This is a genomic window from Candidatus Nitrosocosmicus franklandus, assembly GCF_900696045.1.
Taxonomy (GTDB): Archaea; Thermoproteota; Nitrososphaeria; order Nitrososphaerales; family Nitrososphaeraceae; genus Nitrosocosmicus; species Nitrosocosmicus franklandus_A.
Genome location: NZ_LR216287.1, coordinates 758,141 through 776,973 on the forward strand (window position 1 = coordinate 758,141; position 18,833 = coordinate 776,973).

An 18,833-nucleotide genomic window follows, 5' to 3' on the forward strand; every position below is an offset into this window, starting at 1 on the left:
ATAATTACCTACTATAAAATACATGAGATATACAAAATATATTATAAGAACAAGCAAGGAAATAAAAATATAGTTGTTTCACAAAAATGATGATTTAGAGATCAAAGAAAACGGTGGATACGATAGTGAATGTATAGTAAAACCGCAAATCAAGATAATTAATTGTCCCATCCGAACAACCTTGGGAGTATTGGGGAAAAAGTGGACTATGCTTATTATAAGAGACATTGGTTTTTTAAAGATAAACAGATTTAATCGAATTCTTGAGTCAATTCCAGGTCTAACCCCAAGGGTATTATCAATGCGCCTTAGAGAACTCGAAAAAGAAGGGATCATTCGCAGTACTCAAATTAAAAGAGAACAAACCATGATTCTTTGGAGCTTGACCGAAAAAGGTAAGGACATTTTACCAATTTTATTGATGCTAACTGCTTTTGGATCAAAGTGGTATTCTGAATATGTATTTGAGGATAAAAAACCAAGAAGATTGGATGAAGTATTTTCATTACCCGAGACAAAGGAAACAATAACGGAGTATACCAAGCGATTAAGTTTTGATCATACATTTCCGAACAAGTGACCATTTCAGTTTTGTTCTTTTGTCATAGACCGCTTCAGAAAAACTAATAGAATTATTTACTGTAATTCAATACCGTTAACCAATTACAAAATAAAAATCAAGTAACAAGTTTCCAAACTATGATATAATTAATTTCGATTATACATTTCGATTAGAATGAGCAACATAACAAAAAACTATAAGGTCGGAGTATTTGCAATGTTTATTGCAGCAGTCTTAATTGGTTCAGTAGTAGCCCTAGGTGATAACTATGCATACGCTGGTGGAAAGAAGAAACACAATGACGCAGAACAAGAAATCGAACAAGGTCAAGCTAGCGAGCAGAACTCACAATGTGTATCTGGAGACTTCTCATTGATCTGTGGAAATAATCTGAACTTACAGTTGCAAAACCAATTAGGTAACTTGGCATTAGGCCAACAATAAATTTTTTTTGTTTTAAGTTTTCCAAAGTCAAAAATCCTCTATATGCAAAAAAGTGATTTATTCTAAAAAGTAGTTTGAAAGGTATTGCCATATCTTAGACAGATAAAACCTATACTCGATATTATTAGCACATTTATCTATGATGACCAACTTCGACGATCTCACAATAGAGTAATGAACTGTATACATCATACAGAATTCATCAATAGTTCATCTTTTTTTGATAGTCGACATGCTTACCACACAAGATATTGTAAGATAGTTCTGGCCTTCAACGACCTGAGAACGATAACAAAAGGGGTTATTGTTGACTAATTACCACGTCTCAAGTGTTGCTATTTAAAGATAAACCACTAATCCAATTTCCTAATACAACTAAACCAATACCACAAACCGTATGACTGACTTGTAAATATGTTGTTCTCGTAACATGAATTAAGGTATTTATCATCATTACAAAATCGTTCTTTTCATCTTTATCTTATATCGTCGGAAGAAAATATAAAAGCAATCAAGTTATAGAATATCGTGCGAGCATATCCACGCCAGCTTATACAATCGTTCCCATGACAATTTCTACCAGTCGATATACCTTATTTTTCGTTTATGATGGTAGAATAGGTAATGACTACGCATATGTGAATTTGTCAAACTGTAGCATCACGGTGTTCCTTGCAATTCTGATTTGTTATCATTGTTATAACAATACACAAGGACCTAAGAAGATTTGCAATTACTATTTAGAAACAATATGAAAATTTTTATCATAGCATTTTGCATATGCAAAGATTCACACTTTCTTCATTCAATAGTCATGACATTATGTTTTGTCATTAAATCAATTATTTAAGTTTCATATATAATGACCGCTGTTGATATGTAAATCATAAGAACAATATCTTCATCCAGAAAGTGATTCTTAAACGTAAACTAATTCTATGATGATAGATTCCATTTCAACTGTCTGAGTCAGATGAACTAAAATTTGTCAACTCATTGTTTGCCCTGAATGCATTAAACAAGATCGTTATCAAATACACTTCATATAGCAGAGAACTAATGCGAAACGACAAGTAGTTTAGATTGTCTAATTCCTAACATAATAGAGTCTTATTTATTTCGAACGTTTTCATATAACTGAATTAAAACGATTATCAGCTTGAAAAATTGATTCGCAAAGCGTAACTTTGATGTTTTCTTTCATTTTCTGTGTTTTAAACACAAATAATCTTCACACTTATTTGATTCTAATTATCAAATACCCTGGCTTTAGCAATTGCAAGGCATAATACATCTTTGCTCTCCCTTTATAAATAATATAGAATGCGGCTAACCTAAAGATATGAAGGCAGACATTTTCACTATCTATAGCAAATAACATTTGTTAATTGATAATTATAGAAAACGAAAAACAAATTAAAAAAAGAATTAAACATATAAAATCATTAATTCAATTTTCTAATATATCTTTGAATTTTGAAATACACTTAAATATTAAAAAATCATTTGAATATACGTACTGTTGGATTTAATTACATATAGAAAACTAAAGGAATCTGGATATAAGAAGCCAAACTTAACCACAGTAATCCACGATCCGGAAATGATTTTAGGAATGTATTTAGAATCTCTTAGTTTACCAGAAAATGAACTTAATATTCTCTGGAATCAGCAAATGTTTGATTTTATTGTTACAAATCTGAGAGAAACATTTATCCGTATAGAAAAACTCTCAAGAACAAAAGGTATCAAATTTAGAATAGTAGTAGAATTAAGTGAGGATAACAAGTGGTTTCTGAAATCGATCACTTATTGTGAAGTAAGACAAACAGATGCTGTGCCAGAAAATCTTCAGTTGATCGATACTAAAATATACTTACAGCCAGTAATTGAACCAGATGGTAATGGGATTAGTAAGATTCTGTGGAGCAATTCTGTAGATCTGGTAAATCAAAAACAAAATCAATTCGATAAATTATGGAAAACAGCTACACCGACTCAATAGGAAGTCAACAAAATAATACTTTAAAAGACCAATCATGTCATGGTAGAACCCAATTATAATACTGACATCGTTTGAAGCTTGCATTTGATCCTAGTGTGTTTAATACCATCACCTTTTTCGATCCTCTATTAATAAAGTCTGGACCTGTGATCACATTTTTTCTTCTAAACGATAGACAAAAAAATTTTATTATTTATAAATCACTCCTTTCCAAAATACGTTCGATCTAGATGTATAAATTGAGATAAGACAGGTTTTTAGACTAATTATTAGTACCAGACCTTGGTTGTACCATCTTGACAAACCATTCATATCCATAAGAAAAAAGAATTCTAATCACAAATTTTATATTAAGAACACTGAAAACGAGAAGACAAAGGCAATAATAGGGCCGGTGGTCTAGCCTGGTTAAGATACCGCCTTGACATGGCGGGGGTCGTTGGTTCGAATCCGACCCGGCCCATATTGTAAATTTTGGATGTTATGAATATTTTTATTTAAATTATTACAAGAAATAGTATTATTACCTATAATATTTACGCCGATATGGCAAGTCGTATTCAGTATATGATAATTCAAAACTGTACATAGTTTTTTTCCAAATCATTATGAAGGTTACTCATTACAGTATGAGCCTATTTTCTTAAGCGAACCACTATAATCGGTTCTTATATAAGTAGAATTTAATCCTCTATGATAGTTTAAACATTTGGTCTTTAAATTAAGTATAGAAGGATATTATTTGATCTTTGCCTAATGTAGAATATCACCTCTAGAAGTGAAGATAATAGTGATCGCTCGTGTCTACAATACTCGATATTAGCAAGTGAATATAGATGCTATACTTTTGCAATTGATAATACCCTGTAAATTGATGTCTCTACGAGGCTGATAGCAATGATTGCATTTCTTTCCGGGATTAAGAGGAGAATAGATAACAGATATGTAAATGAAACTCCTTTATGTAATAATTTGTCTGGATGTAGTGAAAACTTACATGTAATCCGAAAGGGCAATTTGTGGCTGTAGTATTAAATAGAATCTTTAGCCACAAGCGTTCTTACTTTACAATAGTTCCCCTAGATATTTGATCCCAATTTAGAAAGTCAGACAAGGTGACCATAGATTAATGAAAAGCTTTCATATGCTCATAAAATCACCTACCAACAATGAGGTAATGTTGATGCACATGTAAATTCTATTATAACTATTATGTAGGTCTGAAATGGTGGAACTTGACGCGGGCCTGTAGGGCTTATCCGCTCCAAGTCGATATCAGCAGAACATTAACTAATTCACGAACTTGACAAGACGGTTGAGCAGTACGCTAACTGTATGCAGAAGTTTCTCGTACCTTTATCAAAAGTGTCTTTCTAAATGAGTAATATTAGTTCACACCTATTACAGTTATCTAATATCCATTAGTTCATTTGAAATGGTAATGAGTAGTTTTGTTTGACCTGATAATGACATCTACAACACCATGTTGCTCCTTCCACGTGATTCGTCGTAGGAATTCCACCCAACACACATAGTAGTAAGAATTTTATCGAAATGAGTCGCTTGATAATCTCATTCTTTCTTAAATAATACCAATTGCTATTGTGATACATATGAGATTCGATGATCAAAATCCTACTCGACGAAGATATCGTCTTGGGATGGTAGTATAATGGTTAAAGGTATAAAGGTAAATGAAATGACGGCAGGAGGGGTAACAATATCTATATGGACTGCTACCGATCCACCAAAAAAACCATCATGATCTATTTCGAGTCGATGTTGGTTCAGATGGTGATGATGATTGGATTTGTGTTGGAGGAGGAGGTAATTGTTTACCTGGTGATGGCGATAGTTACCTCACAGCATCCTTTCCTTCTATGGATGACAATATGAAACCTGATTGGAAAGGCTGGGTTGCATCATCACGCGATCATATAGACCCCAATGTAGCTCCATTAGAAGTATTTGCTCTAGGTATAAAAATTCCTAATTTAAGTAAAGAAAGTCTCAAGTCAAACCTTCAGGTCTTTAGAAATGAAAGTGTATCAGATCCTCACCCACAGTCCTCAAGTTTTGTAGACAACGGGTTTCTTTTAATAGGTGGGGGGTTTCTTGTACCCGACCAACCACCGGGTGGAGGAAATATAGGTACTGGTTCGTTCCCAGATTCAAATATTTCATGGCATGCACGTTCCAGAGATCACCAAATTCCTAGTCCTTCAAGGATTATATCCTTTGCAATAGGGATTCGTTCTACTTTAAGAAAACTAGATGGAACAAAAGTCGGAACAATTAGCACATCTTTTCATAGTTCTGAAGGCTTTGATAATGCTTTCACAGCAGTTTCTCCGTTGCCGGGTATGGCGTTATGCGGGATGGGCGGTGCCTGTCACTTTGGTTTTCATGGAACTTATCTTACTAGAATAGTGCCTCAATTACTACCCGTTGATAATCCAACTCATCAGTTTGCTATTGTAGATAATCTTTCCATTTACGGTTCAAGTGGCGACCATACCGAACTGGTGAGTCGTACTGCATATGCCATGGGACTTAAATTCAACCCCTTGCCATTTGATCCTCTACCTCCCCCTATAGATCCTATTGTACTCTGTAACAAGGAAATAATTGCAAGTGAAGCTGATTCTAGTGGACACCTGTCCGGCAATAATGCTTTAAAAACCATTGACAGAATACCAGCTACAACGTGGGTATCTACCAATATTCCTAATCCTTGGATTCGATTAACCTTACCTAATCAAGTATCGATTTGCAGGGTTGATGTGTTGTGGGGAGATGAAAAACCACATATTTTTAATTTATCCACCTCAACTGATGGTAATACATTTGTTGATGTATATCCTGAGTTTATAACTAGAAACGGGACCAGTACAGATGATTTTGAATCCTATTACTTTGCTTCGAGGGTTGCTACCGATATCAAATTGACATTTGCACAAATAGGGCCATTTGGTACCGTTGCAGTAATAAAAGAGGTGAGAATCTTCACTAAGTAGTGATGATCCAGATTATGTTAAGATATACTGTGATGATCATAGTCAAATCGATTGCCAATCCTTTGTATACGATTCTTCATACAAACTCTGCCTCATCTTTTATCTTGGAAAATATGGTGTGTAAAATTCTTTACTCACAGTTGGTATTACCTTCCTAGACTAATTGTTCGGCAATATAGTATCCAGTTAAACATGATTGGAGATACAGTTTGTTTATAAACCTTAATATATAATGTCAGTCACATCTCCAATAATTTCGTCAAGGGCTTGTATCTCTTGCCCACATCATCCACGTCACCCACGATGCAAGATCCATACTTTTTTAGCAGTCCAAGAAAACTAGGTCCCACACGACGATTTAAATGGCTCGACAAGTCTACAGACATCTGTAACCATATTAGAATATCATTTTTTGTTGCGACGTCAACTTGATCATTTGTCAAAAGAACAATCGCTACATCTGAACTGCCTTTCCACAATCTTTTGGTAACACCATTCCAATACTATAGAAAGTTTCTAATCTAAAAACACGTCTGGATATAGGCTAAGTTTTTTGAAAACAACTAAAGTTTTTTGGATTAGAAAATGATATTGAATCTGTTCTTATAGGTATGTAGAACACTAACTGTAATCACGAGTAACATTACATCTTTTGCTGACCATCATTACTTTGTCATAAGTATTCAGGTACTCAGCGAGACGATATTAATGAGATATTTGGCTTCTTTTACGTAATACTTCATGTTCAAGATTTTCTATTCGTTCGGCCATTTCATTGATATCTCGCAAAAGATCCTGCCTGAATTTATACATTCTCAAGTCCATACAAACCTCTGCCTTCTTAAAGGTCAACAATGCTTTATCGCCATCATTAAACGGAAGTAAAAGTGCTTGATCATAAACTTCCAATCTACGTCGAAATGACTCATATATTTCCCTGACCGGCGTATTTTTTCTAGTTATTCTTAGAGACAATTCATAATCAGATCTCAGAATATTTTCTATGAGTCTATGGGATTGACTGTCATTAGATGATATGCACACGCATTAATTAATTGCATTTGAACTATTAAAGGTTTTGTGTGATGTTCAAAATATATTGCAATATTACATTTGCTTTAGAATATACGGAATTCCGCCTAAAAGAAACCAGATAGGTTACGGCATAACAGAAATTACATTAGAAACAAATACAATAGACAATATGGATATCACATCGACATTCATTTTTGACTTGAAGGAGTATAATTCTGGAAAAATACAGAGTAAGAATATTTTACATATAACCAATTAATGTTCGAAGTAGAGTTAATTTAAGAACCAAAAAATTTGACCATTAACAATATGAATTCTACCCGGTCCATATCGTTATTTTGGATATTTTTGTATTAAACAGTGAAATTATTGGAATAATCTTTATTCAGAATTACACTATTTTCAATTTCATGATGTCTAGATGAATACGATGAGTAGTATTGTTTTGAAAGTCAGATGAATAAGGGTATCGCAAGTGATGTAGTAAAGTCTCACTTTTTGAAAGACTCATTGACATGAATTAGTATATATATCCAGAATTAAGGCTTTTGTGACAAAATTGGCATCAAATTCTGCAATAATCATTTTTAGACAATGTTAATCAAACAAGTTGATACTTTCTTATAATCCAGAAAAGTGATAGCCGATGTCGGATGAATTAAGCATTAGGAAGACTTTTTTTGTTATCAATTACGTTGGAGGAAATCATCACCATTAGAGATGTATAAAGACAATATTGCATCTGTTGGATTAATTTCAATAAAGTTTAATATTGTAAATCATTGTCATTAATTGGTGATGACGGATGATTTGTAACAAGTGTGATACCTTTTATGAATTAGAAGAATCAACTTACGATAACAAACAACATTCCTTTGTTTGTCCTAAATGTAAGAGCTAAATGCAGAATTGTTATTTGTTATCAAGATCTCGTGTCATGACAAGCAGACTAATCTTGGGTAAGTCTTTTCAAAATCCTTAGAATAATTGCAAAACTTGTACGACTTTATAATTTTAAAACCGTAGAAAATATTGCACGTTATCGACTTGTAGTTACTTGATCATTCTGACCATAGGAGCTCATAGTTATTCTCAGTAGCTTTGGAAAATTTGTCAAAAAAAGTTTAACATTGCTATAACGTACTCCATACACAATGGCATAAACAAGACTCTTAGAAGACATTTCGAACACAGAAACAAAGGAATTGTATACTATTAATTAATTCGTATTGAATATCATTGTGTTGAAAGGATAAAAAAGAGATAAAAAAGAATGTCGTTTAGTAACTTTCAACTAGATCTTGCAGTATGAAGATTATCAATAGTAAATTGGTCATCTATTTAAGACTATTGCATACCTTTTGACTACAAGTCCCAAAAATCAACAACTTAGTAAAGATAACTCTATTACATAAAGTACCTTTTCGGTATAACCAATCAACCAAACCAAGTTAAAACTGGTAATCCCAACATCCTAACTAATAAGTCTACGATCATTGCTCATCATAATATGTTCATATAATCTAGTCAACTAATCAAGACCGTAATTGAAATCCCTGGATCGACCCCATTTGACTGCAATAAATCGGTATGATGATTTCCCCATTATATCAATTCACTAATAGGAGGCGAATCAATTTCCCATGCGTAATCTGATAGTATACTTATAACCAAATTATAGATGTTTGTACAATAGCACTATATAGAATGTTATCCTTTTGTCTATTGATTTTTTGGGATAGGTAGGTGTTTTTAAAGTATGTTCGACTTTGATAGGGCGATGAACATAACCGAAAACGAGATACCATATATAGTAGAGGCAAAAACAAGTGGATGGAAGGAGAGAGGAAAGAGCGTTTCTTATCATTTCTTAGAGCCATCTCATAGTGTATGTATGGAAAAGAGCGACTTAATGCTTGCCCAAATTCAGGCCTGTGAAAGATTGTTAAGATACGCAAAGGATGAGGAAGATATTAACATACTAAAGGAAGAAGTTACCAAATTAAGATTAGCTTTGGATTTGATACGATACTGATATTTAGAAATTAAATCCTAATTGTGGCCTAGTCTGAGTAAAAATAACCACAATAAGCCGTGTTTGCATAGATACGATGTTTTTAAAGGAATTATGATAGTAACTACACATCAAATAATTTTACAGACATTGTATCTCTGACCCTTTCTTACCCATACAATGTTGCTTATGATGCGACCTAATCTCTTGTTTAATAGTTTTCAATAAGTTATAAGTATGAAACAAAATATTAGGAAAAATTTTCAATTTGCAAAAAAAAGAGGAGATGTAGATTAGGTTAAGCGAGCTAGTCCCTACCTTGTCTTTAAAGTATTTGGCATACAATCTCCAAGCTGCGGGTTGAGATTACTTGGTAACTTTATCCATCCATCTGGGCAATTTGCTTGCTTCAATTTGAATACTGTCGTTAACTCAGCATTACTAACGGGAATGAGCGAACCCATGAAAAGTGCCATAGTTACGACCATTGCTACTGAAGCAGTCACCAATATCTTTGTGTTTTTGTTTCTTCTTGTATGAGTTGTTGTTCTCATAAAGGTTTAAGGCATAAATAATTATAAGGAATTTGCTAACTAATTGCAATACTCTAATATTCTAGCAAAATTAGAGTAAATAACAATTTATTCTAAAAGACAATGAGATTAGCAAAAGATTGGTGCAATGACGTTAGTTATAGACTCAAATCTCATGTTTCACGAGAAATGTTTACACTATTTACTTGATGTACTAAGATTATCAACGTATGATAGTCAGACTATACTGTCTAAAAGTAACAATTATCTATACCTTACTCTACTATTATTAAAAGAACCTAGTTAAAAGTCCAGGGCAGAGAGCTGAATTGTTTGACATCTTTAATACCGCTGTTTGTATATATTCGCCCCTGCAAGTCTAATTAATTTCATAGTCTGCCTAATACACTGATACTATACATGAGATCTAATTACTTAGTTCTTGTTGCAGTTTTGTATCAATTCATAGCATGAAATAAGATAAAGTACTTCACGCCTCAGCTTGAAACAATTAGCAAAAATCTGATCGACTTCGAATTATCCATGCAAAATTTAAACCACTATCCATTAAATTCTAACTATCTGGATTTGAAATGGATTAGGCATTAGCTATTAAAAAAATAAGGTTGTTGATGTTCTTAATGTTTAATTCTATCTATCTATCTATTGGGGTGCAGGTAGGGTAGAATCTGTTGGAGGCTGGTCAAAGGTCGGGATACATTCACCATTCTCTTGCAAGCCCAAATTGAGGTTATTTGCATTTAATGCATTGAATTCTGGTGCAACTGCTTGTCCATCAGCCTCTGATGCTTGGCCTTGTTCTACTTCTTGTTCTGCATCGCTATTAGGTTGTTGACCAGCTGCGATATTTCCGCAGGCTTCCACCCCGGGACGCTCAAGAATTGAGGCAAATGCATTGGGTACATATACACCTATGAGTCCGACTGCTAGGAAAACTGAAAGGATTCCTACAAATGATTTATTCATTCTTTATTTTAAAAAGTAATTTTATTTGACAGCTTCTTATAATAGTTAGTCAGAATTGTATGAGAAAAATATCAAAATACAAGAGTACTTTACCTTTTTCCCTCACCATTCTAGCATAATTCCTTTTGAAATACATTTAGTATAACCCATATCAGTTTTTTTATGAATCCTTGACATTTTTTATTAATCGAATTTACTAAATTCAAACAATTAAGATATCTTATCTATAGTAAAAACATTATAGTACATCTTTAACGAAAAATGGATGGACAATTTATTGAAACTACATTTAAGGATATGATTATTTTTCATTGCCTGTTTTAGATTCAGCTTTTGATTGTTTGTATTTTTCAAGATCATAAAAGCAAATTTTTTATCTAATCTACAAAATAGAGCACTCAAGACCTTACCAAAGAAATAGATTTCGATTATTCCATTTACATTCACATTCAATTAAAAAGGCATAAAATCACGATAAGAAGACTTATTCATGGTGTTAACGCATATAATTGTTAGTTTATTTAACTTATGTTCTGTTTATCACAGTATCAAAGTTGCAAAAAAAGATTACATCGATTAATATCTTGACAAAGGCAAGGAACTCCATTTTACTTTATCCAAGATAAGACACACAAAGACGTCTTTAAACCTAATATACTAAAAAAGAGATCATGTAACCAGCATAAAGGAAAAGTATTCGTAATGTTTTAACACCACATAACCGAATCAGTCTTTAGACCAAAACCTTCTCAGACATACTGTTTTGTTGAGATACTCAACGAGAATACGAAATTGAGAAAGGCGGGAGCAAGTAATGGAGTAATGATCCTAAATACTCTAAAGATTTGAAAGCCCGAACTGTCGCTTAAAATATATCATTTTTATGAACGGCTCATGAAACTCTAGCTACAAAAATAAGGGGCAAATAAAATTAGGAGGCTGTAATTTCCCTAAATAATTTAAATTCAATGGGTTTTGATACTAGATTTTGAACCTTAGCTCTCAATTCAACTGATTCTTGGCTATTGTAGTGTTTATCATATGCCTCTTTGCTTTCCCACACTTCATCAAATAAGAGTTCATTTGGATCTTCGATTGATGAGTTAAAAGTATAAGAAATATTACCTTCGCGTTTTCTAGGTGGATTAATTAGAGGCATAAAAAGATCTAAGAGCTCTTGTTTTTTCCCTTCCTTTGCATTGATCAAAACTATCACTCTTACTTGATTGTTTGGAGTTGACATGTTTTCACTTTTAGTTTTATTTTTTTATAATTAAAGTTTTCCTTCCATATTGTCATCTTGAAGTATGTTTTAGACTATGAAATCTTTTGTTCCGGATGTAGGCATGATAACAGAGATTGAGCTGGAGGCAACCTTGTCTTCTAGATGGTTCAGAGGATTATTAAAAAAAAGTTCTCTTCGGTTATTATCAGATGGTTATTTCGAGTCGAAAAAAAAACCTTGACAGAGATATTGAAAATCAAGAATCAAGTGTAGCGTTTATAAATCAATATTGAACACTTTACTAAAATAAATATATTAAGATGCACTGAATCTGTTTTTGAGGGGTAAATCAGAAAACATGTATACCTTTACCTGAATCACATAATAAACAGCTTTTGATATGAGAAAATAAGTCATTTTGAGACGAATAATATACACTTGGTCTAATCAGGCAGCAGCTGTTAGCACATTGAAAAGGTCAGATATCCTATTTATTTCTCATAAAGTACAGACCTCAATTCAAAATCAAAATACGGATAGAGCATAACTCAAAATAGTTGAGAATTTTAGAGAGACTAATATGAACGCCAATCATTATTATTAATTGGAACAGGATATCAAAATGTATTCTAGTTAGAAGAAACGATTAACCAGATAGTTTAATAAGATATAGTTTAATCAAATATCTCTTGCGGGGATATCTATGTATAGTAAATTGTCGGATAGAGAGTTACAACAGGATATTACAATCCGTACACTTGACATATGTCGATGAGAATTGGTTCCAGAATCCAATTGTATTCTATTAGTTTCATTTTAGTTCATAAGCTCCCATGTCTGACTAGAGTGGTTCAAATACAAAAACATCAGCACCAGGGGTCCGTTGGTTTGCGTTAATACAATTAACAATGTAGTTTGACTCAGGTGCCTTTGCACATTCATTTTCTAAATCGACTTTTTCAGTGTGGAAAAAATTCTTAATCCATATTCCAATTATTTCGTAGCATAAAGCTTTAAAATCTAGCTTTGATTTGCTGCAATACTTGAATCCTTGATCAGGATCTGCATACCCCTTTAGAATCGTCTTCAGTGTGCCTAACAAGCAATCATTATGGTACTTGGTCTGATTTCCAATTTTACATACCGCAATTGATAACTCTGTGTTGGCGTAAGCGATTGTTTCCAAAAGCCGACCAATTCCTTGATAACAATACTTGGAAAATTTTCCTGACGGAACATTATCGCATTTCGTAAATGTATTTGCGATACTGTTATGACCTGGAGCGTGATCAGATCTTGCAAGATCGTATGCTGGAAAGTAGTAATAGCATTGAGATGCAAATTTTTCTATAGTCTTGTTGCATGGCGAATAGATGTCATTTGTGTCAAAATCGCCATATCCAGTTTCTATGAAATTCTCAATGTTTTCCATAAATACTCCCCTTGAACAGGCGCTCTGTGCCCATATGGATAAAAACTCACGACAGCGATCGACAGCAGCTGTGGTATTATAATCATAAAGGATAGCTAATCCGTGGCCTATTCCATGAATACAATCCCTCTCATATAACCAATTAACATTTTCTCTACTCATAGGACACATGTCCGTAATCACAATCTGATTTCTATTCGAATTGCTATTAGCATGTTTACCCTCAAAATAGCCTTGAAAAATTCCATGGTAAACTGAACCTCCGCAGTGAATAGTAGCATATTGTAGTGCATCCTCAAGATTTCCGAGATATTCAAATAACCACCTTCCTAGGTTGTGTCCATCGTTATGACACGAATAATGGTTTTCGTCGTATATCTGAATAAGATCCGAATATATTGCTAAAACCAACTGACTTTCCACTCTTTTATCAAGATCATTAAGGAATATCGTTGGACAATGTTCGCTATGATTTTTTTCTCTTCCTTCTTCTGTTTGACAAGCCATAATAATCTGTGTTGCGTAAAATCCAGACGAGTTATTTCCTTTCAAGTCTGACGTATCTAGAATAAATCTTAGTTGATTTGGTATGGAAAAATTTGCATCATTGTTGTTGACCTGGTCGTTGATCGGAAAAATGGGAGATATGTTGTTTAAAAAAACTACACTAAATATAGCAACAATAAATACAACAGGTCTATTTTTTAGAGTCATTTCAATTCATCTCATAAACACCAGAGGCTATTTCAAAATTAAAAACTCGATTGTATAGCATAGGAATACAGGACTCCAGCAAGTTCGTATCCAAACTTTGACATTACAAGTACTAGAAATAAATAAATTCATGCAAAATTTTTCTATCATCAGTAATCAGGTTCACAAATAAATAACAGATTTTTGAAGAAATACCATTAGTCCGTTGTAACTCCAAGTTTACTTAACAGAGTGAGTCTATCAGTACTAATCATTGTAGCCATTTTTGAAAAAATTCCATCAATTGATAAATAGATCTCTTCGGGCGTTGCTACTCTGTCTATTAAAGCATTAAGCGAATTTACTAAAAGGATTAATTCAGATGAGCTAGTTGAAGTTTCTGGGTCAGTATTGAAAATAGACATTAATTTCTCGGCTTGTTTTATGAATGCTTTACTATCCTGATATTCAAATATAGCCTCTATGGTACCGTTAGTTACGGCAGCGCTATACTCATATCCTGCAAGGTCCAAGAGATTAACTACAACAAATGAATTAAACAACAAGTCATTCTGCAGATTTTTAGGTATTACGGCGTTGGTTATTTCCTTTAAAATATTATTAGCTAACTGGATTGTAGTAAAATATTCATCGATGGTTGAATTCCTAGAAACATCTGGCATATTCACTAACACAGAATAAAGGGATTGATTTAGCGATTGATTGGTTTTTGCGATTTGCGGTGCAACAAATGGATAAACTTCAGTAATGGGATGAGAAGCATGAGCAAAGGCCAAAGAGTCATTGCCTGTATACTTATTTAGCAATGAAGCATTTAGATGTCCATAAATCTGTTCAATTTTTGATGTAAAGTTTACCAAATCAGAATATCGTATGTCTAATATGTTCTCAGGCGAAATTTCCTGTAGATTATCTACGACGGTAGAACTCTCGTGTAGAATTTGTCCATTAACAGACTGAAGAAAAATAAAAGGTGTTAGAGATATGAACAATAGTGGAATACAAAGCGTGACGACATAAAAGCAAGTCTTGTACTTGGTGAACAAACAACACCAATCATCTGGCAGAATCATATCTGCCATACAATTTTTTTAATATTTAACTATTGCTTATGTTTCTCTTAACTGAGAATATAAGGTATCGATATTAATAAGACTAGAGTCGAAATTCATGATATTAATTTTTAGTTGATTTAGTCATATAGGCATGAGTTCAGAGAATGGACAGACACTGCACTAATTTAAATAAAAAATACGATATCGTCCATATTTCATAATGACTCTTGTTTTTTGGTTCAACATGAATTATGCTTTTCAAATAGAAAGCAACTTGAGAGTTAATTTCACAATATTAAAATCCTGATATACGCCTCACAAGGATGTGGATTGTAAATGAAAAGTAACAATCAATGTAAATGTTCTCTTTGATCCAAGAATGAATGTATAGATAAACCCATATAGAATCTTTCTGCTAATTTGAGTTCGAGTAACTGAGCTTCATGAGGGACCCATTTCTTGATTCCTTAAAGATATATAGACTATACAAAAGATATAGTTGAATTATTCACAGAATCATTCAATTAGTTTTCCAATAATTGGCAGAACCTAACAAATGTAATTGATCCCCTATAAAAATCAAATAAAAAGATAATAATTACAGCATTCCCTTTAGAAACAAGAAGGATTCATGGTCCTAGTTCATCAAGTGATAGAAAGTCATCTAAGTATTCCCATCAACTTTTTAACAAACATTCACTGGATTCGATTCACCACATAAAAATAGTTTAGCCCTTGTGAATAATATGAAACATTTGAACCGTACAGATCTACATTCTCAACGAGTCAAATCAAATAATGGACTAAATAAGTGATCTCTGAAATGACTGTTGTCCTCCAAAGACATATTTAAAATCGATACATCTTGTTCTAAAAAAAATCCTAAAAATAATAATGAGGAAATACACTATTTGATGACATCACTAGATTTCTGTATTTTCAATTTTGCGACAACAAAAAAATATAAAAGATCTAGGAATATTTAACAATCATTAGAGTCATAATTACCTAGAAACGGTTTTAGAATTTTCTTGAGTAATAGAATTTCTTGTTTATTCCCAAAGGTATTAATGAAAGATATATTCAAAAACCTTCTTTGACGAATTAAGATGAAGAAGAAGGGGAAGGTATTTATACACTTTACCCATCCAAAACGATACTCCATGAGTGAGAAAAGATCTGTATTAAAGTATAGAATTATCATGGTCATAATTGCAATTGCAACTATACCTAGCATATTTGTTCCGATAAATGAATCATACTCTGAGGGAACGTTTGTTTATGTTTCTAACGGCGAAGATGGAAGCATATCTATTTTGAAATTAAACCAAAACACAACAGATCTAGATTTGGTTGACAAGGTACCTGCAGGGCCAAAAGTGATGCATATGGCAGTGAGCCCTGATCATCAGTTACTGTATGCATCAATTCGTTCTGAACCCTATTCGGTACTTACTTATCTCATTAATACTCATGCAGGTAACTTGACTCAGATCGGAAAAGTTCCTTTACCTGCCAATATGGTATACATTTCGACAGATAATACAGGCCGTTTCTTACTGTCTGTATCGTATAATGAAGAAATGATCGCCATTAATCCGATTAGCTCCAATGGCACTGTCCAGCCAAATCCTGTTCAAGTAATTTCAACAGGCGAAAAGCCTCATTCGATCAGGAACGATTTATCGAACCAATTTGTGTATGTACCACACTTGGGGATGTCTCAAATCAAACAATTCATATTTGATGAAAATAATGGAACGCTAATACCGAATAAACCAGAAGGCGTTAGAACTAATGATAATTCAGGTCCAAGACATATAGAGTTTTCACCAGACAACAGATTTGTTTATGTATCTAACGAAATTGATGGCACCGTTTCAGCCTACGTATTAAACAATAAGACAGGGATTCTAACCGAAATTCAAAGATTAAGTGCTATGCCTAGGAACTCGAATTCTCAATCAGTCGACATAGATAATGTAGCCAACGCTGGAGAATCTAAGCCAATCAATTTAGGAGTGGCGGATATACACATCACTCCGAACGGAAAATGGATTTATGTAAGTGAAAGAAACTCTAGTACTATTGCAGCATTTGCTGTAGACAGCGGATCAGGATATCTTACGCATATCGAAAATTATGATACGGAAAAGATACCCCGGGGCATTGGTATCGATCCGAAAGGCAATTTCTTATTGGCTGCAGGACAGGAATCAGGATATCTATCAGCATACAAGATCAATAATGAGACCGGTGAACTAATGTATTTGAATAGATACGAATCTGGAAAAGGTCCCAATTGGATTGAAATAGTTGAATTTGATTAAAATGCTTAGTATTGTTAGTGCATAGGCTTATTCAGATATCAAAGTATTGCAATTTACTCTGCAACCTATTCTGACTTTTTAATCACATGGTCTTTTACTTGAAACCGGGCCATTAAATCATTAACATCGATTTGAATTATTAGAAAGGAGTCTTTCATCAATATAAGAATATAAATATACCGCTTTTGAAATTGCAAGGAGTAAAAACATCTCATTATGAATTTAAAGCAGCTAAACTGAAGAACGGCCAAATCTCGTTAATTTTTGCATCTCACTAGGTTAGTGACGTACAAGTATCATAGTTAATGATAAAAGAATTTGACGTTTAACAAGCAAATGAGGATCTGTCAGTTAAGAATCTTGAAATAAGAATGTTTTTGTGAACGGAATAAGGTATCTAATCCAGTTTCGTTCTAAAGGCATTGTATCAAAAAAGAAGACAATGAAAATTTCAATAAGGATTTTAATATCTAAGAATAGAACGAGTATAAAATGTAATGCAGTTAGAAAGCTAGTGTTTGAATATTTAGATAACATAGTACGCCATTCACATAGCAATAAAACAAAAAATGTAACATTCGGAATGAAGTCTACTAACTCCCGTGGTAAGCCTCAGCCTAGCATAGGCTTTGTATGATCAATGCGAAGGTGGTAAATCGAAATTGATAATTTTTCTCTATTCCAGATCAATCAAATGCCGCTATGAGTCTTAAATAATTTGACGTTTAGTAACCAATGTAATGACCATAGACCCAAATTTTCCGAAGAATCATGTGGTAATTGGTAAGCACTCAACCTCCGATGGCTCATACTTTCATCTTGTATGGGGTCCCGGTAGGTCCGATGCAGAGTCTTCTACAAATAAAGAGGTCCAAGAAGCATACAAGGCTAGAGGAGAAGAGTATGTTCCACTAGGTATTCATGGAACATATGTTGCAGTGGACTGGGATTCATGTATTGCTGATGGTTCCTGTATCGAAGCCTGTCCAGTTCAGGTGTATCAATGGTACAGATCAGAACAAGATGTTCCGGCAATTGAAATGGTAAACGCTGTGAGCGAAGGTATTGGAGATGACCACAATAAAGAAGGTAGGAGGGATTATACCGACAAACCAGACCCGATTAGAGAAAGTGCCTGCATTTGGTGTATGGCTTGCGTTACTGTATGTCCTACTAGTTCCATAAAAGTAGATGAAGCCAATCTGCCAATACATGAAGAGCAAGGTCAAAATTACTTATGAGATGACTATGCAAAAGCTAATGCTGTTCGTTATCTAATTGAATATGATGTCTAAATAAAATAACATATCTTGATATTTTCATGCCTATTATTACTCAATCCATTTGTAACTTTAGTATTTGTGAACACAGTTAAAGTGACCAATTAGTAGCAAAAAATAAAATAAATTGTTTTGAGCCTTTTCTTAAAATGAATGAAATATCCGAACTAATATCGAGAAGGCAATTGCTTAATAATAAA

Annotated in this window: 15 protein-coding genes and 1 tRNA gene; 9 read left to right on the forward strand and 7 right to left on the reverse strand. The window is 33.4% G+C overall.

What is annotated here, in order from left to right:
* Nucleotides 1-73: 73 nt before the first annotated feature.
* The 5 genes from NFRAN_RS03515 (at nt 74) to NFRAN_RS03535 (ending at nt 6,028) form a co-directional block, all read left to right on the forward strand.
* The gene (locus NFRAN_RS03515; RefSeq protein WP_134483108.1) at nt 74-580 is read left to right on the forward strand and encodes a winged helix-turn-helix transcriptional regulator; all 507 of its coding nucleotides are present in this window, start codon (nt 74-76) and stop codon (nt 578-580) included.
* Nucleotides 581-736: 156 nt separating this feature from the next.
* A complete protein-coding gene (locus tag NFRAN_RS03520; RefSeq protein ID WP_134483109.1) occupies nt 737-1,006 on the forward strand; it encodes a hypothetical protein in 270 nt (89 codons plus the stop codon).
* Between the two features lie 1,522 nt (nt 1,007-2,528).
* Nucleotides 2,529-3,011: a hypothetical protein gene (locus tag NFRAN_RS03525; protein ID WP_134483110.1), complete on the forward strand. Its 483-nt coding sequence runs from the start codon at nt 2,529-2,531 to the stop codon at nt 3,009-3,011.
* 388 nt (nt 3,012-3,399) lie between these two features.
* Nucleotides 3,400-3,474 (forward strand) — tRNA-Val (locus tag NFRAN_RS03530).
* Between the two features lie 1,417 nt (nt 3,475-4,891).
* Nucleotides 4,892-6,028 (forward strand): discoidin domain-containing protein, encoded by a 1,137-nt coding sequence (locus tag NFRAN_RS03535; protein WP_134483111.1) that lies wholly within the window; start codon nt 4,892-4,894, stop codon nt 6,026-6,028.
* Between the two features lie 239 nt (nt 6,029-6,267).
* On the opposite strand, the gene NFRAN_RS03540 is transcribed toward NFRAN_RS03535, so the two are convergent.
* Both NFRAN_RS03540 and NFRAN_RS03545 read right to left on the reverse strand, forming a co-directional pair.
* Nucleotides 6,268-6,507, reverse strand: coding sequence for a hypothetical protein (locus tag NFRAN_RS03540; RefSeq protein WP_134483112.1), 240 nt, complete (start codon nt 6,505-6,507; stop codon nt 6,268-6,270).
* A 226-nt stretch (nt 6,508-6,733) separates the two neighbouring features.
* The gene (locus NFRAN_RS03545; protein WP_172602085.1) at nt 6,734-7,072 is read right to left on the reverse strand and encodes a hypothetical protein; all 339 of its coding nucleotides are present in this window, start codon (nt 7,070-7,072) and stop codon (nt 6,734-6,736) included.
* 55 nt (nt 7,073-7,127) lie between these two features.
* Between NFRAN_RS03545 and NFRAN_RS03550 the strand changes: the two genes are divergently transcribed.
* Nucleotides 7,128-7,322 carry a hypothetical protein gene (locus NFRAN_RS03550; RefSeq protein ID WP_134483114.1) on the forward strand — a complete coding sequence of 65 codons (195 nt, stop codon included), beginning with the start codon at nt 7,128-7,130 and terminating at the stop codon, nt 7,320-7,322.
* A gap of 1,500 nt (nt 7,323-8,822) precedes the next feature.
* Nucleotides 8,823-9,098: a hypothetical protein gene (locus tag NFRAN_RS03555; RefSeq protein WP_134483115.1), complete on the forward strand. Its 276-nt coding sequence runs from the start codon at nt 8,823-8,825 to the stop codon at nt 9,096-9,098.
* 293 nt (nt 9,099-9,391) lie between these two features.
* On the opposite strand, the gene NFRAN_RS03560 is transcribed toward NFRAN_RS03555, so the two are convergent.
* The 5 genes from NFRAN_RS03560 to NFRAN_RS03580 all read right to left on the reverse strand — a co-directional run bounded on the left by NFRAN_RS03560 (nt 9,392) and on the right by NFRAN_RS03580 (nt 15,041).
* A complete protein-coding gene (locus NFRAN_RS03560) occupies nt 9,392-9,631 on the reverse strand; it encodes a hypothetical protein (RefSeq protein WP_134483116.1) in 240 nt (79 codons plus the stop codon).
* Nucleotides 9,632-10,273: 642 nt separating this feature from the next.
* Nucleotides 10,274-10,597: a hypothetical protein gene (locus NFRAN_RS03565; RefSeq protein WP_134483117.1), complete on the reverse strand. Its 324-nt coding sequence runs from the start codon at nt 10,595-10,597 to the stop codon at nt 10,274-10,276.
* A gap of 931 nt (nt 10,598-11,528) precedes the next feature.
* On the reverse strand, nt 11,529-11,840 hold the full coding sequence (locus NFRAN_RS03570; protein ID WP_134483118.1) for a putative quinol monooxygenase: 312 nt from the start codon (nt 11,838-11,840) through the stop codon (nt 11,529-11,531).
* Between the two features lie 823 nt (nt 11,841-12,663).
* Nucleotides 12,664-13,968: a hypothetical protein gene (locus tag NFRAN_RS03575; RefSeq protein WP_134483119.1), complete on the reverse strand. Its 1,305-nt coding sequence runs from the start codon at nt 13,966-13,968 to the stop codon at nt 12,664-12,666.
* Nucleotides 13,969-14,165: 197 nt separating this feature from the next.
* Nucleotides 14,166-15,041: a hypothetical protein gene (locus NFRAN_RS03580; RefSeq protein ID WP_145988004.1), complete on the reverse strand. Its 876-nt coding sequence runs from the start codon at nt 15,039-15,041 to the stop codon at nt 14,166-14,168.
* A 1,145-nt stretch (nt 15,042-16,186) separates the two neighbouring features.
* On the opposite strand from NFRAN_RS03580, the gene NFRAN_RS03585 reads away from it, so the two are divergent.
* Together NFRAN_RS03585 and NFRAN_RS03590 are read left to right on the forward strand one after the other, a co-directional pair.
* Nucleotides 16,187-17,353 (forward strand): lactonase family protein, encoded by a 1,167-nt coding sequence (locus NFRAN_RS03585; protein WP_172602086.1) that lies wholly within the window; start codon nt 16,187-16,189, stop codon nt 17,351-17,353.
* A gap of 740 nt (nt 17,354-18,093) precedes the next feature.
* On the forward strand, nt 18,094-18,594 hold the full coding sequence (locus NFRAN_RS03590; protein ID WP_134483122.1) for a 4Fe-4S dicluster domain-containing protein: 501 nt from the start codon (nt 18,094-18,096) through the stop codon (nt 18,592-18,594).
* Nucleotides 18,595-18,833: the final 239 nt, after the last annotated feature.

What these genes read in the sequence shown, in the direction of transcription:
- NFRAN_RS03560 (WP_134483116.1), bottom strand. Translation starts at nt 9,631, where the DNA reads ATGAGAACAACAACTCATACAAGAAGAAACAAAAACACAAAGATATTG.
- NFRAN_RS03520 (WP_134483109.1), top strand. Translation starts at nt 737, where the DNA reads ATGAGCAACATAACAAAAAACTATAAGGTCGGAGTATTTGCAATGTTT.
- NFRAN_RS03575 (WP_134483119.1), bottom strand. Translation starts at nt 13,968, where the DNA reads ATGACTCTAAAAAATAGACCTGTTGTATTTATTGTTGCTATATTTAGT.
- NFRAN_RS03585 (WP_172602086.1), top strand. Translation starts at nt 16,187, where the DNA reads ATGAGTGAGAAAAGATCTGTATTAAAGTATAGAATTATCATGGTCATA.
- NFRAN_RS03535 (WP_134483111.1), top strand. Translation starts at nt 4,892, where the DNA reads ATGGATGACAATATGAAACCTGATTGGAAAGGCTGGGTTGCATCATCA.
- NFRAN_RS03555 (WP_134483115.1), top strand. Translation starts at nt 8,823, where the DNA reads ATGTTCGACTTTGATAGGGCGATGAACATAACCGAAAACGAGATACCA.
- NFRAN_RS03580 (WP_145988004.1), bottom strand. Translation starts at nt 15,041, where the DNA reads ATGATTCTGCCAGATGATTGGTGTTGTTTGTTCACCAAGTACAAGACT.
- NFRAN_RS03565 (WP_134483117.1), bottom strand. Translation starts at nt 10,597, where the DNA reads ATGAATAAATCATTTGTAGGAATCCTTTCAGTTTTCCTAGCAGTCGGA.
- NFRAN_RS03590 (WP_134483122.1), top strand. Translation starts at nt 18,094, where the DNA reads ATGACCATAGACCCAAATTTTCCGAAGAATCATGTGGTAATTGGTAAG.
- NFRAN_RS03570 (WP_134483118.1), bottom strand. Translation starts at nt 11,840, where the DNA reads ATGTCAACTCCAAACAATCAAGTAAGAGTGATAGTTTTGATCAATGCA.